Source organism: Micromonospora violae, assembly GCF_004217135.1.
Lineage (GTDB): Bacteria > Actinomycetota > Actinomycetes > Mycobacteriales > Micromonosporaceae > Micromonospora > Micromonospora violae.
Genome location: NZ_SHKK01000001.1, coordinates 6,499,440 through 6,517,063 on the forward strand (window position 1 = coordinate 6,499,440; position 17,624 = coordinate 6,517,063).

Annotated in this window: 16 protein-coding genes; 6 read left to right on the plus strand and 10 right to left on the minus strand. The window is 71.2% G+C overall.

What is annotated here, in order from left to right:
* Positions 1–15 precede the first annotated feature (15 nt).
* Positions 16–471 carry a gamma-glutamylcyclotransferase family protein gene (locus EV382_RS29480; protein WP_130407236.1) on the minus strand — a complete coding sequence of 152 codons (456 nt, stop codon included), beginning with the start codon at positions 469–471 and terminating at the stop codon, positions 16–18.
* Between the two features lie 106 nt (positions 472–577).
* Here EV382_RS29480 and EV382_RS29485 point away from each other — a divergent pair, with 106 nt between their 5' ends.
* The gene (locus EV382_RS29485; protein ID WP_130407238.1) at positions 578–1,981 is read left to right on the plus strand and encodes an NAD(P)H-quinone dehydrogenase; all 1,404 of its coding nucleotides are present in this window, start codon (positions 578–580) and stop codon (positions 1,979–1,981) included.
* Between the two features lie 112 nt (positions 1,982–2,093).
* Here the strand turns inward: EV382_RS29485 and EV382_RS29490 are convergent, their stop codons facing one another.
* Positions 2,094–2,735, minus strand: coding sequence for a DUF998 domain-containing protein (locus EV382_RS29490; protein ID WP_130407240.1), 642 nt, complete (start codon positions 2,733–2,735; stop codon positions 2,094–2,096).
* Positions 2,736–2,835: 100 nt separating this feature from the next.
* The gene (locus tag EV382_RS29495; protein WP_130407242.1) at positions 2,836–3,465 is read right to left on the minus strand and encodes a DedA family protein; all 630 of its coding nucleotides are present in this window, start codon (positions 3,463–3,465) and stop codon (positions 2,836–2,838) included.
* Positions 3,466–3,973: 508 nt separating this feature from the next.
* Here EV382_RS29495 and thrS point away from each other — a divergent pair.
* Positions 3,974–5,191, plus strand: a complete 1,218-nt coding sequence (gene thrS / locus EV382_RS29500; RefSeq protein ID WP_130407244.1) for a threonine--tRNA ligase — start codon at positions 3,974–3,976, stop codon at positions 5,189–5,191.
* Between the two features lie 33 nt (positions 5,192–5,224).
* Here the strand turns inward: thrS and EV382_RS29505 are convergent, their stop codons facing one another.
* The 4 genes from EV382_RS29505 to EV382_RS29520 all read right to left on the minus strand — a co-directional run bounded on the left by EV382_RS29505 (position 5,225) and on the right by EV382_RS29520 (position 10,008).
* Positions 5,225–7,150 (minus strand): ABC transporter ATP-binding protein, encoded by a 1,926-nt coding sequence (locus EV382_RS29505; protein WP_244237012.1) that lies wholly within the window; start codon positions 7,148–7,150, stop codon positions 5,225–5,227.
* A 176-nt stretch (positions 7,151–7,326) separates the two neighbouring features.
* Positions 7,327–9,060: an ABC transporter ATP-binding protein gene (locus EV382_RS29510; RefSeq protein ID WP_130407246.1), complete on the minus strand. Its 1,734-nt coding sequence runs from the start codon at positions 9,058–9,060 to the stop codon at positions 7,327–7,329.
* Complete coding sequence (locus tag EV382_RS29515; protein ID WP_130407248.1) at positions 9,054–9,536, minus strand: MarR family winged helix-turn-helix transcriptional regulator; 483 nt, start codon at positions 9,534–9,536, stop codon at positions 9,054–9,056. Before EV382_RS29515 ends, EV382_RS29510 begins: the two co-directional genes overlap by 7 nt.
* Positions 9,537–9,561: 25 nt before the next feature.
* A complete protein-coding gene (locus tag EV382_RS29520; protein ID WP_130407250.1) occupies positions 9,562–10,008 on the minus strand; it encodes a DoxX family protein in 447 nt (148 codons plus the stop codon).
* A gap of 83 nt (positions 10,009–10,091) precedes the next feature.
* Between EV382_RS29520 and EV382_RS29525 the strand changes: the two genes are divergently transcribed.
* Positions 10,092–10,652, plus strand: a complete 561-nt coding sequence (locus EV382_RS29525) for a TetR/AcrR family transcriptional regulator (protein WP_130407252.1) — start codon at positions 10,092–10,094, stop codon at positions 10,650–10,652.
* 164 nt (positions 10,653–10,816) lie between these two features.
* On the opposite strand, the gene EV382_RS29530 is transcribed toward EV382_RS29525, so the two are convergent.
* Positions 10,817–12,256, minus strand: coding sequence for a GuaB1 family IMP dehydrogenase-related protein (locus EV382_RS29530; protein ID WP_130407254.1), 1,440 nt, complete (start codon positions 12,254–12,256; stop codon positions 10,817–10,819).
* A 160-nt stretch (positions 12,257–12,416) separates the two neighbouring features.
* Positions 12,417–13,013 (minus strand): LysE/ArgO family amino acid transporter, encoded by a 597-nt coding sequence (locus EV382_RS29535; RefSeq protein ID WP_130407256.1) that lies wholly within the window; start codon positions 13,011–13,013, stop codon positions 12,417–12,419.
* A gap of 70 nt (positions 13,014–13,083) precedes the next feature.
* Between EV382_RS29535 and EV382_RS29540 the strand changes: the two genes are divergently transcribed.
* Positions 13,084–13,977 (plus strand): LysR family transcriptional regulator ArgP, encoded by an 894-nt coding sequence (locus EV382_RS29540; RefSeq protein ID WP_130407258.1) that lies wholly within the window; start codon positions 13,084–13,086, stop codon positions 13,975–13,977.
* A 37-nt stretch (positions 13,978–14,014) separates the two neighbouring features.
* On the opposite strand, the gene EV382_RS29545 is transcribed toward EV382_RS29540, so the two are convergent.
* Positions 14,015–15,766, minus strand: a complete 1,752-nt coding sequence (locus tag EV382_RS29545) for an acetyl/propionyl/methylcrotonyl-CoA carboxylase subunit alpha (RefSeq protein WP_130407260.1) — start codon at positions 15,764–15,766, stop codon at positions 14,015–14,017.
* Between the two features lie 150 nt (positions 15,767–15,916).
* Between EV382_RS29545 and EV382_RS29550 the strand changes: the two genes are divergently transcribed.
* Together EV382_RS29550 and EV382_RS29555 are read left to right on the plus strand one after the other, a co-directional pair.
* Positions 15,917–16,528, plus strand: a complete 612-nt coding sequence (locus EV382_RS29550) for a PadR family transcriptional regulator (protein WP_130409308.1) — start codon at positions 15,917–15,919, stop codon at positions 16,526–16,528.
* 122 nt (positions 16,529–16,650) lie between these two features.
* Complete coding sequence (locus tag EV382_RS29555) at positions 16,651–17,610, plus strand: ATP-binding cassette domain-containing protein (protein WP_130407262.1); 960 nt, start codon at positions 16,651–16,653, stop codon at positions 17,608–17,610.
* The last annotated feature ends 14 nt before the right edge of the window (positions 17,611–17,624 follow it).

The following is a 17,624-nucleotide window of genomic DNA, read 5'->3' on the forward strand; positions in this document are numbered from 1 at the left end:
GTGCGATACGCGCTGCTACGCCGATGCGGTGCCGGTGGGGCGGGACCGCAGCTCGGTGACGTAGTCGTCCGGGGCGCCCGCCTTCTCGGCGGCGTTCGCGATCTCCGACAGGTACCACGAGGTCGGCAGACCACCCTCGTACCCGTTGAAGACGTAGATCCACGCGGTCACGTCGCCGTCGAGGGTGGAGACCCGGACGTGCAGCTTGCGGTACGTGCCGGCGGTCACCCCCTCGATCTCGTCGAGCTGGCCCGCGTCGTACGGGTGGATGTCGTAGAGCGCTACGAAGACCCGGTCACCGGGGGACTCGACCAGGGTGCTCACCGCACCCTCCCAGCCGATCACGTCCGCCCCGGCGAAGGTCAGCCGCCAGCCCTCCAGCCAGCCGGTACCCACCATCGGCGAATGCGGACAGTAGGCACGCATCCGGGCGGGGTCGAGATTTGAGCCGTAGGCGGCGTGATGACGCACGGCGATGACGATAGCCCGGCTGACGGGTGGGGGAGAATACGACAGTGCGTGTCGAACGCGCTCGGGAGAAGAAAGTCACTGTGAGCATGGACGAAGGGCGAATGCTGTGAGCCGGATCGTGATCATCGGCGGGGGGCCGGCCGGGTACGAGGCGGCACTGGTCGCCGCCCAGCTGGACGCCGATGTCACAGTGGTGGAGGCCGACGGCGCCGGTGGTGCCTGCGTGCTCTCCGACTGCGTACCGTCGAAGACCTTCATCGCCAGCTCGGGGGTGGTCACCGGCTACCGCGACACCGAGGAGTTCGGGGTGCACTCGGACGGCCTGGAGGCGGTCACCGTGGACGCGCGGGCGGTGCACGAGCGGGTGAAGCGGCTCGCCCTGGCGCAGTCCGCGGACATCCACGCCAAGCTGCTGAAGGCGGGGGTCACCTTCGTGGCCGGCACCGCCCGGCTCGGCGAGGACTCCCTCGGGCACACCCACCGGGTCGTCGTCACCCCCGCCGACGGCGGCGAGGAGTACTCGATCGACGCGTCCACCGTGCTGGTGGCCACCGGCTCGACACCCCGCCAACTGCCCACCGCCGTACCCGACGGTGAACGCATCCTGACCTGGCGCCAGGTGTACGACCTGCCGGAGCTGCCCGAGCACCTGATCGTGGTCGGGTCCGGCGTGACCGGTGCGGAGTTCGCCAGCGCGTACCTGGCGATGGGGGTCGAGGTCACCCTGGTCTCCAGCCGGGACCGGGTGATGCCACACGAGGACGCCGACGCCGCCTCCGCCATCGAGCGGGTGTTCCGCAACCGGGGCATGGAGATCCTCAACAACTCCCGGGCCGACGCGGTCCGGCGTACCGCCGACGGCGTCGAGGTGGAGCTTTCCGACGGCCGCAAGGTGACCGGCTCGCACGCGCTGATCACCGTCGGTTCGATCCCGAACACGGCCAACCTGGGCCTGACCGAGTACGGGGTCGAGCTGGGCCGGGGCGGCTATATCACTGTCGATCGGGCGTCCCGGACCAACGTGCCCGGCATCTACGCCGCCGGCGACTGCACCGGCGTGCTGCTGCTGGCCAGCGTCGCCGCGATGCAGGGCCGGATCGCCATGTGGCACGCGCTCGGCGAGGCGGTCCGCCCGCTGCGGCTGCGTACCGTCGCGGCGAACGTCTTCACCGATCCGGAGCTGGCCACCGTGGGTGTCTCGCAGGACGAGGTGGACGCGGGCAAGGTGCCGGCCCGACAGGTGATGTTGCCGCTGTCCGGCAACGCCCGAGCCAAGATGGACGACCTCTCCGACGGTTTCGTGAAGCTGTTCTGCCGGCCGGCCAGCGGTCAGGTGATCGGCGGTGTGGTGGTCGCGCCGAAGGCCAGCGAGCTGATCCTGCCCATCACCATGGCGGTGGAGAACAACCTCACCGTCAACGAGCTGGCCCAGACCATCACCATCTACCCGTCGTTGTCTGGCTCGATCACCGAAGCGGCCCGCCAGCTCATGCTGCACGAGCTGGAGTAGCGCACCCGTTCTCGCTGCGGCCCCCGGACCCCGCGCGGGAAGCTGGAGCACGGTCATCTGCTTGGTGGCGTTGTCGATCTCCAGCGTCGATCATGGAGTTGTGGTGGGCGGTTCATGCCGCGATGCCCCTTTTATGAGGCACCACAACTCCATGATCGACGGCCGCGCGGGCCTGGGTCAGCGCGATGGTTGCCAGCACCGCCACCTCGGAGACGATGAGCAGCCGCTCGGCCAGGCCGATCAGCAGACGGTCGCCGGGGTAGGCGGACCAGATCATCGCCCCCGCCAGGGTCAGACTCAGCAGAACGAGGGTGCGTAGCGTGCGGGCGACCGGCGCCAACTCGGACCGACGGGCGAGCAGCCAACCGGCCACCGGCAGTGCCAGAAAGGCGACCACCGAGGCGTACCGGTGCACGTAGGCCGCCGTGGTCATGGCGGTGCCCGGTTCGTTCGTCGGCACCACCGCGGCCAGCAGCAGCCCGGTCACCCACGCGCCGAGCAGCAGTTCGGCTGCCCGGCCGGGCCGTGCCGGCGCGCCGCGACGCAGCCCGTAGAGCAGCGCCACGGTGGCGAACGCCAGCACCACCATGGCGATGTCGATGACGCCGCCCCGGTCGGAGACCGCGAAGTCGCTGATGGTCAACGCCCACGGGTTGAGGTCATCGTTGACTTCGAGGTGGCCGATGACGGTGAGCAGCGCCGCCAGGGCGATCCCGCCGAGGGCCAGCAGGCCGGTGTTCCGAGTTGCAGGCATACCTCAGCCTGTCGCCGCGGACACCCCAGCCGAATCCGGGACAGCCACCGAAATTACCCCCCGGGACCACCCCTAGAGGCCCTGGGGGCATCAACGACACTCAGTCGATGGGGACATCGACTGCGGCGACCGCGGCGGCGGCGCGGGCGTGGCGGGCGTTGACCAGGGTCATGGCCCATCCGGCCGCGGCGAAGCCCGCTGCCGCGGCGGTGGCGATGATGGCCAGCCGCCACGCCGACTCGGTCAGTGCGGTGCCGCCCAGATGCCCGACCAGGGCGCCGTAGGTGGCCCAACCCAGCGCGGCGACCGCCTCGTAGAGCATGAACAGGCGGTACGGGTAGCGGCTGCGCCCGGCCGAGAAGCAGGCCGCCATCCGGCCGCCGGGCACGAACCGGCAGAGCAGGATGACCAGCGGCCCGGGTTGTCGCAGCCCCTGGGTGACCCGGCTGGCCACCCGGCGGGCCCGGCTCAGCTCGGCGTGCCGGGGTGGCCGGCGGTCCGGTGCGCTCCGCCCGAGCAGGTAGCAGGCCAGGTCGCCGGCGAATACGCCGAGCGCGCCGACGGCGATGGTGATCGGCAGGTTCAGCCCGCCGTAGACAGTGAGTGCACCGCTGGTGATCATGACGATCTGGGTGGGAATAACCGGCACGAAGGCGTCCGCGATCAGCAGAGCGAGCAGCACCAGGTACGCCCACGTCGGCGACGCGACGTCAGTCAGAAGTTCGGGCACGCCTGCCACCTCGCCGGATGCGGCCGATTGGGTGTCTTGAGCCTGACGTCGTGTCCGGCGTCACGGTGGACGGCCCTGGCCCGTCGTGACCGTCGACACGACTGGGCCACCCAGGTACAACGAGGCTGGTCGCTGCCGGGTGACGGGTTCGCGGGCCGGTCCAGCGGTCCCGGGCGGGCGGCAGAACGGCGTTCGTCGGCGTACCGTTGTCGGCGCGGCCTCGCCCGTCGGGTCCCCCGTTCCTGACGATTCGGCCGCCCGGGCCGCCGGCGGGTCCCGCGCCGGCGGCCCACCCCTGCGTCGTAATTTCGGGTGCGTCCCCGATCCTCGCGCGGGTACGGTCGGCAGATGCGCAGCGCGGTAGCAAACACCACGACGCCGGGTATCCCCGGCGCGCCGCTCTGACGTAACCACCGTCGACCAGGCCCCGGGGCGATCCGCCCCCGAGGGCAGCGCGCCGAACGGAGCTCAGGTCGCCTCCGGGTCGTACCCGATCCAGGAGCCCGACATGATCGACCACCGTAGGCTCGGCCGCGAGCTGGACCTCTTCGTCTCCGACCCGCTGGCCGGTGCCGGCCTGCCGATCTGGCTGCCGGCCGGCGCCGCCGCCCGGCACGCCGTCGAGGAGTACGTCCGGGAGTTGGAGCGCCGCTCCGGCCACCAGCACGTCTACTCGCCGCCGCTGGGCAAGCGGGAACTCTTCGAACTCTCCGGCCATCTCGGCTACTTCGCCGACGACATGTTCCCGCCGATGCGGCTCAGCGCCGACGACGAGTTCGTGCTCCGGCCGGCGCTCTGCCCGCACCACGCCCTGGTCTTCCGGGCGCGCGGTCGTTCCTACCGGGAGTTGCCGTTGCGGATCGCGGAACTGGGAGGGATGTACCGCTCGGAGCGCTCCGGGGTGCTCGGCGGGCTGTCCCGGGTGCGCGCCATCTCGCTCAACGACGCGCACACCTTCTGCGCCCCCGAGCAGGTCGGCGCCGAGGTCGTCGAGATCCTCGGGCTGATCCGTGCCGCGCACGCCGCCCTCGGCGTCCGAGCGGCCGGGTTCCGGCTGTCGCTGCGCGGGCCGGGCGAGAAGTACGTCGGCGACGACGCGCAGTGGGCCCGCGCCGAGGAGTTGCTCCGGGAGGCGCTGGCCGGGGTGGAGTACGTCGAGGCGGCGGGGGAGGCCGCCTTCTACGGTCCGAAGATCGACATTCAGATCGTCGACGCCGCCGGCCGGGAGTCGACCATCTCCACCATCCAGGTGGACTTCGACAAGCCGGAGCGGTTCGACCTGTCGTACACCGACTCGGACGGCAGTCGGCGTCGGCCGGTCATGCTGCACCGCAGCCTGGTCGGCAGCATGGAGCGGCTGTTCGCGTACCTCATCGAGGTGCACGAGGGGGCGTTCCCGGCCTGGTACGCGCCCGTCCAGTTGGTGCTGCTGCCGGTCGACGACGGCCAGGTCGACGTGGCGGCCGACCTGGCCCGACGGGCGGGTGACGCCGGCCTGCGGGTCGAGGTCGACGTCGCCGGGTCGCTGGGCGCCCGGGTCCGGGACGCGGCCCGCCGCCGCGTCCCGTACCTCGGGGTGGTGGGTGCCCGGGAGGCGGCCGACGACCGCCTCGCGCTGCGGCTGCGCGACGGCCGCGCCCTGGCCCCGATGCCCGCCGACGCCGCGCTCGCCCTGATCGTCGGGCAGGTCGCCGCCCGAGCGGCCGACCTGCTGCCGGCGGACTGACCGGCCCGCCGGCCCAGGGCGCTGCCCCATGCTCTAGACCGACGCCGGTTGGGCGAGCGGCTCCTCGTCGACCACCGCTCCGGTGAACTGTGAGCGGTAGAGCCGGTGGTACGCGCCCTGGGCGGCGAGCAACTGCTCGTGGGTGCCCTGCTCGACGATCCGACCGTTCTCCATCATGAGGATCAGGTCGGCGTCGCGGATGGTGGAGAGCCGGTGCGCGATGACGAAGCTGGTCCGGTCCGAGCGCAGCGCGGCCATCGCCCGTTGCAGCAGCACCTCGGTGCGGGTGTCCACCGAACTGGTGGCCTCGTCGAGGATCAGCAGCGACGGCTCGGCGAGGAACGCCCGCGCGATCGTGATGAGCTGCTTCTCGCCGGCGCTGACGTTGCTGCCCTCCTCGTCGATGACCGTGTCGTAACCGTCGGGCAGGCTACGTACGAACCGGTCCACGAAGGTGGCCCGCGCCGCGGCGAGGATCTCCTCCTCGGTCGCGTCCGGCCGCCCGTAGGCGATGTTGTCCCGGATGGTGCCGCCGAACAGCCAGGTGTCCTGGAGCACCATGCCGATGCGGCCGCGCAGGTCGTCGCGGCGCATCGTCGTGATGTCCACCCCGTCGAGGGTGATCCGGCCGGCGTCCAGTTCATAGAACCGCATCACCAGGTTGACCAGCGTGGTCTTGCCGGCACCGGTCGGGCCGACGATGGCCACGGTGTGCCCGGGCTCGGCGACCAGCGACAGATCGTCGATCAGCGGCTTGTCCGGCTCGTAGCGGAACGAGACGTGCTCGAACTCGACCCGACCGTGCGGGTCGCTGACCCGGGCCGGCTCGACCGGGTCGGGGGTCTGCTCGTCCGCGTCGAGCACGGCGAAGACCCGTTCGGCCGACGCCACCCCGGACTGGAGCAGGTTGGCCATCGAGGCGAGTTGGGTGAGCGGCTGGGTGAACTGGCGGGAGTACTGGATGAACGCCTGCACATCGCCGAGGCTCATCGTGCCGGAGGCGACCCGTAGCCCGCCGACCACGGCGATCGCCACGTAGCTGAGGTTTCCGATGAACATCATCGACGGCATGATGATCCCGGAGATGAACTGCGCCCCGAAGCTGGCCCGGAACAGCTCCTCGTTCTTCGCGTGGAACGCGGCCTCGACCTCACGCTGCCGACCGAAGACCTTCACCAGCTCGTGACCGGTGTACGCCTCCTCGATCTGAGCGTTCAGCTCCCCGGTGTGCGTCCACTGGGCGATGAACTGCTTCTGCGAGCGCTTGGCGATGCGCTGGGTGACCAGCACCGACAGCGGCACCGCGACCAGGGCCACCAGGGCCAGCACCGGCGAGATCCAGAACATCACGGACAGCACGCCGATGACGGTCAGCAGTGAGGTGAGCAGCTGGCTGAGGGTCTGCTGGAGGCTGGTGGAGATGTTGTCGATGTCGTTGGTGACCCGGCTGAGCAACTCGCCGCGCGGCTGCCGGTCGAAGTAGGGCAGCGGCAGCCGGTTGAGCTTCTCCTCCACCTCGGCGCGCAGCCGCAGCACGGTGCGCTGAACCACCCCGTTGAGCAGCCAGCCCTGCCACCAGGACAGCACGCTCGCCGCCAGGTAGAGCCCGAGTGCCAGCAGCAGCACCCGACTCAGGGCGCTGAAGTCGATGCCCACCCCGGGCAGCACGTCCATCCGGGCCAGCATGTCGGCGAAGCTGTCGTTGCCGCTGGCCCGGGCCGCCGCGACGGCCTGCTCGGCGGTGGTGCCGGCGGGCAGTTGCCGGCCGATCACCCCGCTGAAGATCAGATCGGTGGCGTGGCCGAGGATCTTCGGCCCGGCCACGCTGAACCCGACGCTCACCACGGCCAGCGTGATGATCGCGGCCAGGTGCAGTCGGTGCGAGCGCAGCCGGCCGAGCAACCGGCGGGCCGACGGGCCGAAGTTCATCGACTTCTCGGCGGGCATCCCGGCACCCATCCACGGCGGGCCACCACCCTGCCGGCCGGGTGGCAGCCGTTTCGGCGTCCGCGCGTCGCCGCCGGCCTGCTGCGCGGCTCCGCCGCCGGCCTGCTGCGCGTCGCCTCCCGGCGTCCGCGGGTCGGCGGCCGGCTTCTGACTGGGTACGGCCGCGGCGCGCGGCTCGTCACGCTCGCTCATGCCGGCACCTCCGTCGTCTGCTGCGAGGCCACGATCTCGGCGTACGTCGGGCAGGTGTCCAACAACTCGGCGTGTCGTCCCACTCCGACGACCCCTCCGTCCTCAAGAACGATGATCTGATCGGCATCGATGATCGTGGAGACCCGTTGGGCCACGATCACGACCGCCGACTGTGCGGTGACCGGCCGCAGTGCCGCTCGCAGACGGGCGTCGGTGCCCAGGTCGAGCGCGGAGAACGAGTCGTCGAAGAGGTAGATCTCCGGCTGCCGGACCAGGGCCCGGGCGATGGCCAGGCGCTGCCGCTGCCCACCGGAGACGGTGGTGCCGCCCTGCGCGATCGGGGCGTCCAGCCCACCGGGCATCTGGGCCACGAAGTCCCGGGCCTGGGCGATCTCCAGCGCCGTCCACAACTCCTCGTCGGTGGCGTCCGGGTTGCCGTAGCGAAGGTTGCTGGCGACCGTCCCGGTGAACAGGTACGGCCGCTGTGGCACCAGGCCGATGCGCCGCCACAGCTCGTCCGGCGCCAACTCGCGTACGTCCACCCCGTCGACCAGCACCGCGCCGGCGGTGACGTCGACCAGTCGGGGAATCAGCGACAGCAGGGTCGTCTTGCCCGCGCCGGTGCTGCCGATGATCGCCGTGGTGGTGCCCGGTGCCGCCCGGAAGGAGATGTCGCGCAGCACCGGCTCCACCGCGCCCGGGTACTGGAAGCGCACCCCGCGCAGCTCCAGCTCGGCTCGGGTGGGCAGCTCGGTGACCGGCGCGCTGGCCGGGACCACCGAGGAGTCGGTGTCCAGCACCTCGACGATCCGCTCGGCGCAGACCGAGGCCCGGGGCACCATCATCAGCATGAAGGTGGCCATCATGACCGCCATCAGGATCTGCATCAGGTACTGCAGGAAGGCGGTCAGCGCGCCGATCTGGATCGCGTTGGCGTCCACCCGCTGCGCGCCGAACCAGAGCACCGCCACGCTGGAGACGTTCAGCACCAGCATGACCACCGGGAAGATCAACGCCAACAACCGTCCGGTACGCAGCGCGGTGGCGGTCAGGTCGGCGTTGGCGACGGCGAACCGGTCCGTCTCGTACGGCTCGCGGACGAACGCGCGGACCACCCGGATGCCGGTGATCTGCTCCCGCAGCACCCGGTTGACCGTGTCGATGCGGGTCTGCATCAACCGGAAGCCCGGCACCATCCGACGGATGATCGCGCCGAGCGCGATGGCCAGCACCGGCACGCTGACCAGCATCAGCCAGGAGAGCCCGACGTCCTCGCGCAGCGCCATGACCACGCCGCCGACGCTCATGATCGGTGCGGCGACCAGCATCGTGCAGCTCATCAGCACGAGCATCTGCACCTGCTGCACGTCGTTGGTGTTGCGGGTGATCAGCGACGGCGCCCCGAACCGGGCCACCTCGCGGGCCGAGAAGCGGTTGACGTGCCCGAACAGCTCGGCGCGTACGTCTCGGCCGAAGCCCATCGCAACCCGGGCGCCCAGGTAGACGGCGGCGATCGAACAGACGATCTGGATCAGGCTGACCAGCAGCATCCAACCGCCGGTGCGCACGATGTAGTCGGTGTCGCCCCGGGCCACGCCCTGGTCGATGATGTCGGCGTTGAGGCTGGGTAGGTAGAGCGAGGCCATGGTGCCCACGAACTGGAGCAGCACCACCGCCAGCAACGGTCTCTGATAGGTGCGCAGTTGCCCGCGCAGGAGTCGGATCAGCACGCCGGGTCCTTCGTTTCGGTGGGGCGTCCGGCCATCCGCGGGTCGTCTCCGCTGCCGATGACCTCAAGTAGGAACTCTCGGATCACCTTGGCCTTCGCCGGGTCGGCGTCGACCGAGGTGAGGGGCCGTCCGGAGTGCATGAGTGCGTCGAGCGCCGCCACCCGCTCCCGCCCGGCGGGTGTGATGGCGAGTCGGATGCTGCGCCGGTCGCTGTTGTCGCGCTGCCGCTCGACCAGACCATCGCGCTCGAGCGTGTCGACGATGCCGGTCAGCGTCGCCGGGCGGACGAACCCCTTCTCGGCGACCTCCCGGTGGGGCAACTCGCCGTGTCGGGCGAGCGTCATCAGGGTGATCATGCCGGCCTGGGTGAGGCCGTGCTCCTCGGCGAGGTAGCGGTTCCACCGCTGCCCGACGAGGTGTCCGGCCACCACCAGGAGTCGACCGAGCGGCACGTCCTGAAGGGTCACGAGTTCCACGACAGGTAGGTTAGCCCCCTGATAGTCAGGCACCAAACGAAATTGCGGTGGCGGCGGCCACGAACACGACCTGTAGGGCGGTGCGTTGCGCGAGCGGGGTGACCGGGCGGCCGGCGAGGGTCAGCTTGCGGCGGGCGGCCGACACGTTGGCCGGGAACAGCGCGAGCATGAGCAGGCCGAGCCCGGCTGCCGCGATCCGTGCGGTCGCCGGCACCAGCAGGCCGATCGCGCCGACCAGTTCCAGCACGCCGGTGAGGGTGACGAGCAGGTCCGGCCGGGGCAGTCGGGGCGGGACCATCGCGATCAGGTCGGTGCGGCGCTGGCCGACGAAGTGCGCGACGGCGGTCAGGGTGAACATCATGGCCAGCCCGACGCGCAGCGCGGGAATCCAACCGTCCAGTGCGGAGATGCCGGCCAGGCCGGTGAGTCGGGCCAGCGCGGTGCCGACGATCAGGGCGATCAGGGGTGCCATCGGAATCCTCCTCGGGGGAACTTGTCAGTGACAAGATTGCCCTGCGGGGTGGCATCTTGTCAATGACAAGATAGAGTTCGGGCATGACCGACACGCGCGCCTATCACCACGGCGACCTGCGCCGCGCTCTGCTCACCGCGGCGCTGGAGGCCGTCGAGGAGGTCGGGCCCGGCGCGCTGAGCCTGCGCGACCTGGCCCGCCGGGCCGGCGTTTCGCATGCCGCGCCCGCACACCACTTCGGCGACAAGGCGGGGCTGCTCACCGCGCTCGCCGCCCAGGGGTTCGACCTGCTGGCCCAGGCGTTGACCGCAGCGGGTGACGACCTGTTGGAGGCGGGCGTCGCCTACGTCGACTTCGCCGTCACGCGCCGCGCGTACTTCGAGGTGATGTTCCGGCCGGAGCTGCACCGGGCCGACGACGCCGAGCTGATCGCCGCCCAGGGCCGGGCCGCTGCCGCACTCCGCTCCGGTGTGGCGACGCTACCCACCGGCGGCGCACCCGCCGACACCGACCGGGACGCGCTGGCAGCGTGGTCGATCGCCCACGGCTTCGCCACCCTCTGGCTGGCCAACGCGCTCCCCGACCGCGTAGGCGACAACCCCCGCGAAGCAGCCCGCGCAGTCCTGCGCCGCCTGGCGCCCTAACCGCCCCGCCCCACCCCACCCCGCCCCACCCCGCTCCACCCCCACCCCCGCGCGTCGATCATGGAGTTGTGGTGGGCAGTTCGCCCATCGCTGCGCCTTTTGTGAGGCACCACAACTCCATGATCGACGAGGTGGGGCGAGGTGGGGCGGGGTGGGGGACCGCCTTACCAGCTTGTTGGGAGGGGCATTCCTTCGGTGAAGCCGGCGGCGCTCTGTACGCCGACGATTGCCCGCTCGTGGAACTGGGTCAGGTCCCGTGCGCCGGCGTAGGTGAAGGCGCTGCGTACCCCCGCGATGATCTCGTCGATCAGGTCCTCGACGCCGGGGCGGGCCGGGTCCAGGTGCATCCGGGCCGAGGAGATGCCCTCCTCGAAGACCGCCTTGCGGGCCCGGTCGTACGGGCTGTCGTCGGCGGTTCGGGCGCTGACCGCCCGAGCCGAGGCCATCCCGAAGCTCTCCTTGTAGCGCCGACCGTCCGCGTCGGTGTACAGGTCGCCCGGGGACTCGTAGGTGCCGGCGAACCAGGAGCCGATCATCACGTTCGACGCGCCGGCGGCGAGCGCGAGCGCCACGTCCCGGGGGTGTCGCACCCCGCCGTCGGCCCACACGTGGCGGCCCAGTTGGCGGGCGGCGGCCGCGCAGTCGAGGACGGCGGAGAACTGGGGCCGACCCACACCGGTCATCATCCGGGTGGTGCACATGGCGCCCGGACCGACGCCCACCTTGATGATGTCCGCCCCCGCCTCCACCAGGTCGCGTACGCCGTCGGCGGTGACCACGTTGCCGGCCGCCACCGGCACCCCCGGGTCCAGCTTCCGGACCGCCTGGAGCGCGGAGATCATTCGGGCCTGGTGGCCGTGCGCGGTGTCCACGACCAACGTGTCCACCCCCGCCTCCAGCAGCGCCGCGGCCTTGCCGGTCACGTCTCCGTTGATCCCGACGGCCGCCGCGATCCGGAGCCGGCCCCGGTCGTCCACGGCCGGCGTGTAGAGGGTGGCGCGCAGCGCGCCCTGTCGGGTCAGCACCCCGACCAGCCGGCCCTCGGTGTCCACCACCGGGGCGAGTCGGCGACGGCCGGCCGAGAGCCGGTCGAAACCGGTACGCGGGTCCGCGTCCGCCGGGACGGTGTGCAGCTCGGTGGACATCACATGACGCAGCTGGGCGAACCGGTCCACGCCCGTGGTGTCCGCCTCGGTGACCACACCCATCGGTCGGCCGGCGTCGTCGACCACGATCACCGCACCGTGCGAGCGCTTGGGCAGCAGGTGGATGGCGTCGCCCACGGTGTCCGTCGGACCCAGCGTGATCGGCGTGTCGTAGACCAGGTGCCGCTGCTTGACCCAGGCGATGACGTTCGCCACCACCTCGATCGGGATGTCCTGCGGGATCACCGCGATGGCTCCCCGGCGGGCGACCGTCTCGGCCATCCGCCGTCCGGCGACCGCTGTCATGTTCGACACGACCAACGGAATGGTGGTGCCGGTGCCGTCGCCGGTGGACAGGTCGACGTCGAGCCGGGAGCCCAGGTCGGAGCGGGCCGGCGCCATGAAGACGTCGGTATAGGTCAGGTCGTGCGCGGGAACCGCGCCGTGAAGGAACCGCACCGGGCAATCATTCCCGCTCGCGGTCGGTTCCACCGCCGGTGGTCGCGGAAAACACTCGCACCGCCGCTGGCCCCGGTCCGGCTGGCGACGTCGGTACTGACCGTGGCAACCGGACAACGCGGCAGGAGCGCCGCAGCGAGCTCGGCCGGCGGTGAACCGGTCACCCGAGCAGGAGTGCCACGGCGAGCCCGGCCATCACCACGGCGATTACCGCGTCCAGCACCCGCCAGGCGGCGGCACGGGAGAGCAGCGGCGCGAGGCGCTGCGCGCCGACGCCGAGCGCGGTGAACCAGAGCACACTCGCGAGGGCGGCGCCCGTGCCGAAGACCCACCGGTGCGGGTGTTGTTGGGCCACGCCGCCGAGGAGCAGCACGGTGTCCAGGTAGACGTGGGGGTTCAGGTAGGTGAAGGCGGCGCAGGCGAGCAGGGTCGCCCCCAGGGTGGCCGGTGGCCGATCGGTGGGCAGCAGGGCTCCGGGGCGTACGGCGCGACGGGCGGCGAGCGCCGCGTAGCAGAGCAGGAAGGCCGCACCGCCCCAGCGGATCGCCGCCAGGAGGCCGGGTCGGTCGGCCACCAGCGAACCGACCCCGGCCACCCCCGCCATGATCAGCAGCACGTCCGACGCGGCGCAGGTCAGCACCACGGGTACGACGTGCTCGCGCCGTAGCCCTTGGCGCAGGACGAAGGCGTTCTGCGCGCCGATGGCGACGATGAGCGCGATGGAGATCGAGAAGCCGGCGACGGCGGAGGTGAGCACGGACTGGACGCTAGGGCGGTCGACAGCCACCAGTCCAGCTAAAGATTCTTATACAACTTAAGCTGTGCTGATGCATGGTCTCGATTCGGCGCAGCTCCGTACGCTCGCGGCGGTGGTGGCGGAAGGCAGCTTCGACGCGGCGGCCCGACTGCTGCACGTCACCCCGTCGGCGGTGAGTCAACGGATCAAGGCGCTGGAGGAGACCGTCGGTCAGGTGCTGGTCCGCCGCGCCCGACCGTGCGTGGCAACCGACGCCGGCCGCCCGTTGCTGCGCCTGGCCGGCCAGCTCACGCTGCTCGAACGGGAGGCACTGGCCGAGGCCCGCGGCCCACTGGGCGGCGGCGGCCGGACCCGGGTCGCCGTGGTGGTCAACGCCGACTCACTGGCCAGCTGGTTCCCCGTCGCGCTGGCTCGGTTGCCGCAGCGGGCCGGGCTCTCGTTCGACCTGCGGCAGGACGATCAGGACCACACCGCCGCGCTGCTGCGCGACGGCTCGGTGACGGCGGCGGTCACCGCCCAGCGGGAGGCCGTGCAGGGCTGCCGGGTGCTGCGGCTCGGAGCCATGCGCTACCACGCGTTGGCGACACCGGAATTCGCGGCGTCCCACTTCGCCGGCGGACTCACCGCCGCCGCGCTGGCCACCACCCCGTTGGTGCTCTTCGACCGGAAGGACCGGGTGCAACACCGCTTCATCCGGTCGGTGGCCGGGCGGCCGCTGGACCCGCCGGTGCACTACGTGCCGTCGGTGCCGGCGATCAGCGAGACGATCCGACTCGGGCTGGGCTGGAGTCTGGTGCCGGAACAGATCGCCCAGGCCGACCTCGCCGCCGGCCGCTGCGTCGACCTCGCGCCGGGCCGACACCTGGACGTCCCGCTGTACTGGCAGCACTGGCGGCTGGAGTCCGATGTGCTGAACTCCCTGACCACCGCCGTCCGCGCGGTCGCCGCCGAAACCCTGCGCTGACAGCCCGCCCGGCGGCTCAGGCCGCCCGCCGGTCCGCTCAGGCGATGGTGCAGATGGGTGCGCCGGCGGTGATCACGGCACCGACCTCGGCGCTGAGACCGCTGACCGTGCCCGCCTTGTGCGCGTGCAACGGCTGCTCCATCTTCATCGCCTCCAGCACCACGACCAGGTCACCCTCGGCCACGGTGTCGCCGTCCGCCACCGCGATCTTGACGATGGTGCCCTGCATCGGCGAGGTGAGCGCGTCGCCGCCGACCGGGGCACCGGCCTTGGCCCCGCCACTGCGCCGGGTCGCCCTGCGGGAGGCGGGTGCCGCTGTGGTCGTACTCCCGCCGAAGCCGGCGGGGAGGCTGACCTCAAGGCGCTTGCCGCCCACCTCGACCACGACGGTGTCGCGTTCGGCCGGCGCGTCGGCGGTGCCGGCGGCGGCGGTGAACGGCGGCACGGTGTTGTGGAACTCGGTCTCGATCCACCGCGTGTGCACGGTGAACGGCTCGGCGGTGAACGCCTCGTCGCGCACGACGAGCCGGTGGAACGGCAGCGCGGTGGCCATCCCGTCGAGGACCATTTCGTCCAGCGCGCGGCGGGCGCGCTCCAGCGCCTCGGTCCGCGTCTCGCCCGTGATGATCACCTTGGCCAGCAGCGAGTCGAAGTTGCCGCCGATCACGTCGCCGGCCGAGATGCCGGTGTCGACCCGCACGCCCGGCCCGCTGGGCAGGCGCAGCGCGGTGACCGTGCCCGGGGCGGGCAGGAAGTTGCGGCCCGGGTCCTCGCCGTTGATCCGGAACTCGATCGCGTGCCCGCGCGGCGTGGGGTCCTCGGTGATCCGCAGCTTCTCGCCGTCGGCGATCCGGAACTGTTCGCGGACCAGGTCGATGCCCGCGGTCTCCTCGGTGACCGGGTGCTCGACCTGGAGTCGGGTGTTGACCTCCAGGAAGGAGATGGTGCCGTCGACGCCGACCAGGTACTCCACCGTGCCGGCGCCGTGGTAGCCCGCTTCGCGGCAGATCGCCTTGGCGCTCTCGTGGATCTGCGTGCGCTGGGCGTCGGTGAGGAACGGCGCGGGCGCCTCCTCGACGAGCTTCTGGTGGCGTCGCTGCAACGAGCAGTCCCGGGTGCCCACCACGATCACGTTCCCGTGCTGGTCGGCGAGGACCTGTGCCTCGACGTGCCGGGGCTGGTCCAGGTACCGCTCGACGAAGCACTCGCCCCGACCGAACGCCGCGACCGCCTCCCGGGTGGCCGACTCGAACAGCTGGGGAATTTCCTCCATCGTGCGGGCGACCTTGAGGCCGCGCCCACCGCCACCGAAAGCGGCCTTGATGGCCACCGGCAGGCCGTGGTCGACGGCGAACGCCATCACCTCGTCCGGGCTGCCCACCGGGTCCGGGGTGCCGGGGACCAGCGGCGCGCCGGCCCGCTGGGCGATGTGCCGGGCGGTGACCTTGTCGCCCAGGTCGCGGATCGCCTGCGGGGTCGGGCCGATCCAGGTCAGCCCGGCGTCGCTGACGGCCTGGGCGAAGTCGGCGTTCTCGCTGAGGAAGCCGTAACCCGGGTGTACGGCGTCGGCGCCGGCCCGAGCGGCGACGTCGAGCAGCTTGTCGATGCGCAGGTAGGTCTCGGTCGCGCTGTCCCCGCCGAGCGCGTACGCCTCGTCCGCGAGGGTGGCGTGCAGGGCGTCGCGGTCGGAGTCCGCGTACACGGCGACGCTGCCCAGGCCAGCGTCGCGGCACGCGCGGATCACCCGGACGGCGATCTCGCCGCGGTTGGCGATGAGTACCTTGCGCACCTTCGTGGCTCCTCCCGGGCAGGTTACTGACGGGGAGTGTATCGGCCGCCCGCGGCGGCCCTAACGATCGCTCAGTGTGGGATGCCGCACTGCACCCGCCACGGTTTAGTCAAACTTGGCTATTACGCTTATTGGGTGTCTTCAACTCGGATGATGATTCTCGGTCTGGTGCGGTGGATGCAGCCCGTGCACGGCTACGACGTGCGCCGTGAGCTGCTGAGCTGGAGCGCCGACAAGTGGGCGAACGTGCAACCCGGCTCGATCTATCACGCCCTGCGCAAGCTCACCGAGGAAGGGCTGCTCCGCGCCGTCGCGACCGAGCAGGTCGGCGCGCGTCCGGCCCGCACCACGTACGAGGTGACCGTCAAGGGGGAGGACGAGTTCGAGACGTTGCTGCGCAACTCCTGGTGGAACCTCAGTGAGCCCACCGACCCGTTCGTGGCGGCCTTCTCGTTCCTGCCGGCCATGCCGCGGGACGAGGCCGCAGCAGCCCTGCGTAACCGGGCCAACCTGCTGCGCGCCGGCGTCGATTCGATGCGCGCCTCGCTGGGGTCGGACTGGGTGCGCAACCGCAAGCCGACGCACGTGGGCTGGATGTTCGAGCTGTGGTCGGCGCGAGCGGAGGCGGAGATGAACTGGTGCGAGCAGATTGCGGAGCGCATCGATTCCGGAGTGTCGTACCTGCCTGCTGAGGTCGATGAAGCGCAGGGTTGGTCAGGGTGGAGGGACGGCGTGGAGGCGCCCGGCGCTGACGCGGAATAATCAACGTTGACTAAAAAAGCTATATCGCGTTAGCCTGCTGACGGCACAGCGGGGGAGTGCGCCGTTCCGGCGTCGTCCCACTCGACGGCCGGCCCGACCGGCCCGAACGACCAGGAGCAGAAATGATCGAGACCAGGGGGCTGCGGAAGTCGTTCCGCTCCCGCGCGGGTCGAGAGACGAAGACGGTGGACGCCGTACGCGGCGTCGACCTTGAGGTCGCCAAGGGCGAGATCTTCGGCTTCCTCGGCCCGAACGGCGCCGGCAAGACCACCACGCTGCGGATGCTCGCCACGCTGATCGAACCGGACGGCGGCGAGGCCACCATCGCGGGCGCCGACCTGCGCAAGGACCCGGCCGAGGTGCGCCGACGCATCGGCTACGTCCCGCAGGGCGGCAGCACCTGGGACGAGTCCACCGCCCGGGAAGAGTTGGTGCTGCACGCCCGGATGTACGGCATCAGCAAAGGCGACGCACAGCGGCGCGCCGCCCGCGCCCTGGATGCCTTCCAGCTCACCGAGTACGCCGACCGCAAGTGCAAGACCTACTCCGGTGGCCAGCGCCGCCGGGTGGAGATCGCCCTCGGCATCATCCACGAGCCGAAGATCGTCTTCCTGGACGAGCCCACCACCGGCCTCGACCCGCAGAGCCGCGCCCACATGTGGGACGAGATCCGACGGCTACGCGGGGACGGGATGACCGTCTTCATCACCACCCACTACCTGGACGAGGCCGACGCGCTCTGCGACCGGATCGCGATCATGGACAACGGCGAGGTGGTGGCCGAGGGCACGCCAACCGCGCTCAAGCGAGAAATCTCCGGCGACGTGGTGCTGGTCGGTCTCGACCTGACCGCCACCCCGCAGGCCGCCAAGGCGCTCGACGGCGAGCCGTACGTCAACAAGCTCGAGACGGTCGACGAGGGCGGCCTGCGCCTCTACGTCGACGAGGGCGCCACCGCCATTCCGCAGGTGCTACGCCGACTCGACAACGCCGGGCTGGAGTTGCGCTCGATCGAGCTGCACCGACCCAGCCTGGACGACGTCTTCCTCACCAAGACCGGCCGCTCGCTGCGCGAGTCCTGACCCTCGGAGACGAC

What these genes read in the sequence shown, in the direction of transcription:
- EV382_RS29490 (WP_130407240.1), bottom strand. Translation starts at nt 2,735, where the DNA reads ATGCCTGCAACTCGGAACACCGGCCTGCTGGCCCTCGGCGGGATCGCC.
- thrS (WP_130407244.1), top strand. Translation starts at nt 3,974, where the DNA reads ATGATCGACCACCGTAGGCTCGGCCGCGAGCTGGACCTCTTCGTCTCC.
- EV382_RS29505 (WP_244237012.1), bottom strand. Translation starts at nt 7,150, where the DNA reads ATGGGTGCCGGGATGCCCGCCGAGAAGTCGATGAACTTCGGCCCGTCG.
- EV382_RS29520 (WP_130407250.1), bottom strand. Translation starts at nt 10,008, where the DNA reads ATGGCACCCCTGATCGCCCTGATCGTCGGCACCGCGCTGGCCCGACTC.
- EV382_RS29525 (WP_130407252.1), top strand. Translation starts at nt 10,092, where the DNA reads ATGACCGACACGCGCGCCTATCACCACGGCGACCTGCGCCGCGCTCTG.
- EV382_RS29540 (WP_130407258.1), top strand. Translation starts at nt 13,084, where the DNA reads ATGCATGGTCTCGATTCGGCGCAGCTCCGTACGCTCGCGGCGGTGGTG.
- EV382_RS29550 (WP_130409308.1), top strand. Translation starts at nt 15,917, where the DNA reads ATGATGATTCTCGGTCTGGTGCGGTGGATGCAGCCCGTGCACGGCTAC.
- EV382_RS29555 (WP_130407262.1), top strand. Translation starts at nt 16,651, where the DNA reads ATGATCGAGACCAGGGGGCTGCGGAAGTCGTTCCGCTCCCGCGCGGGT.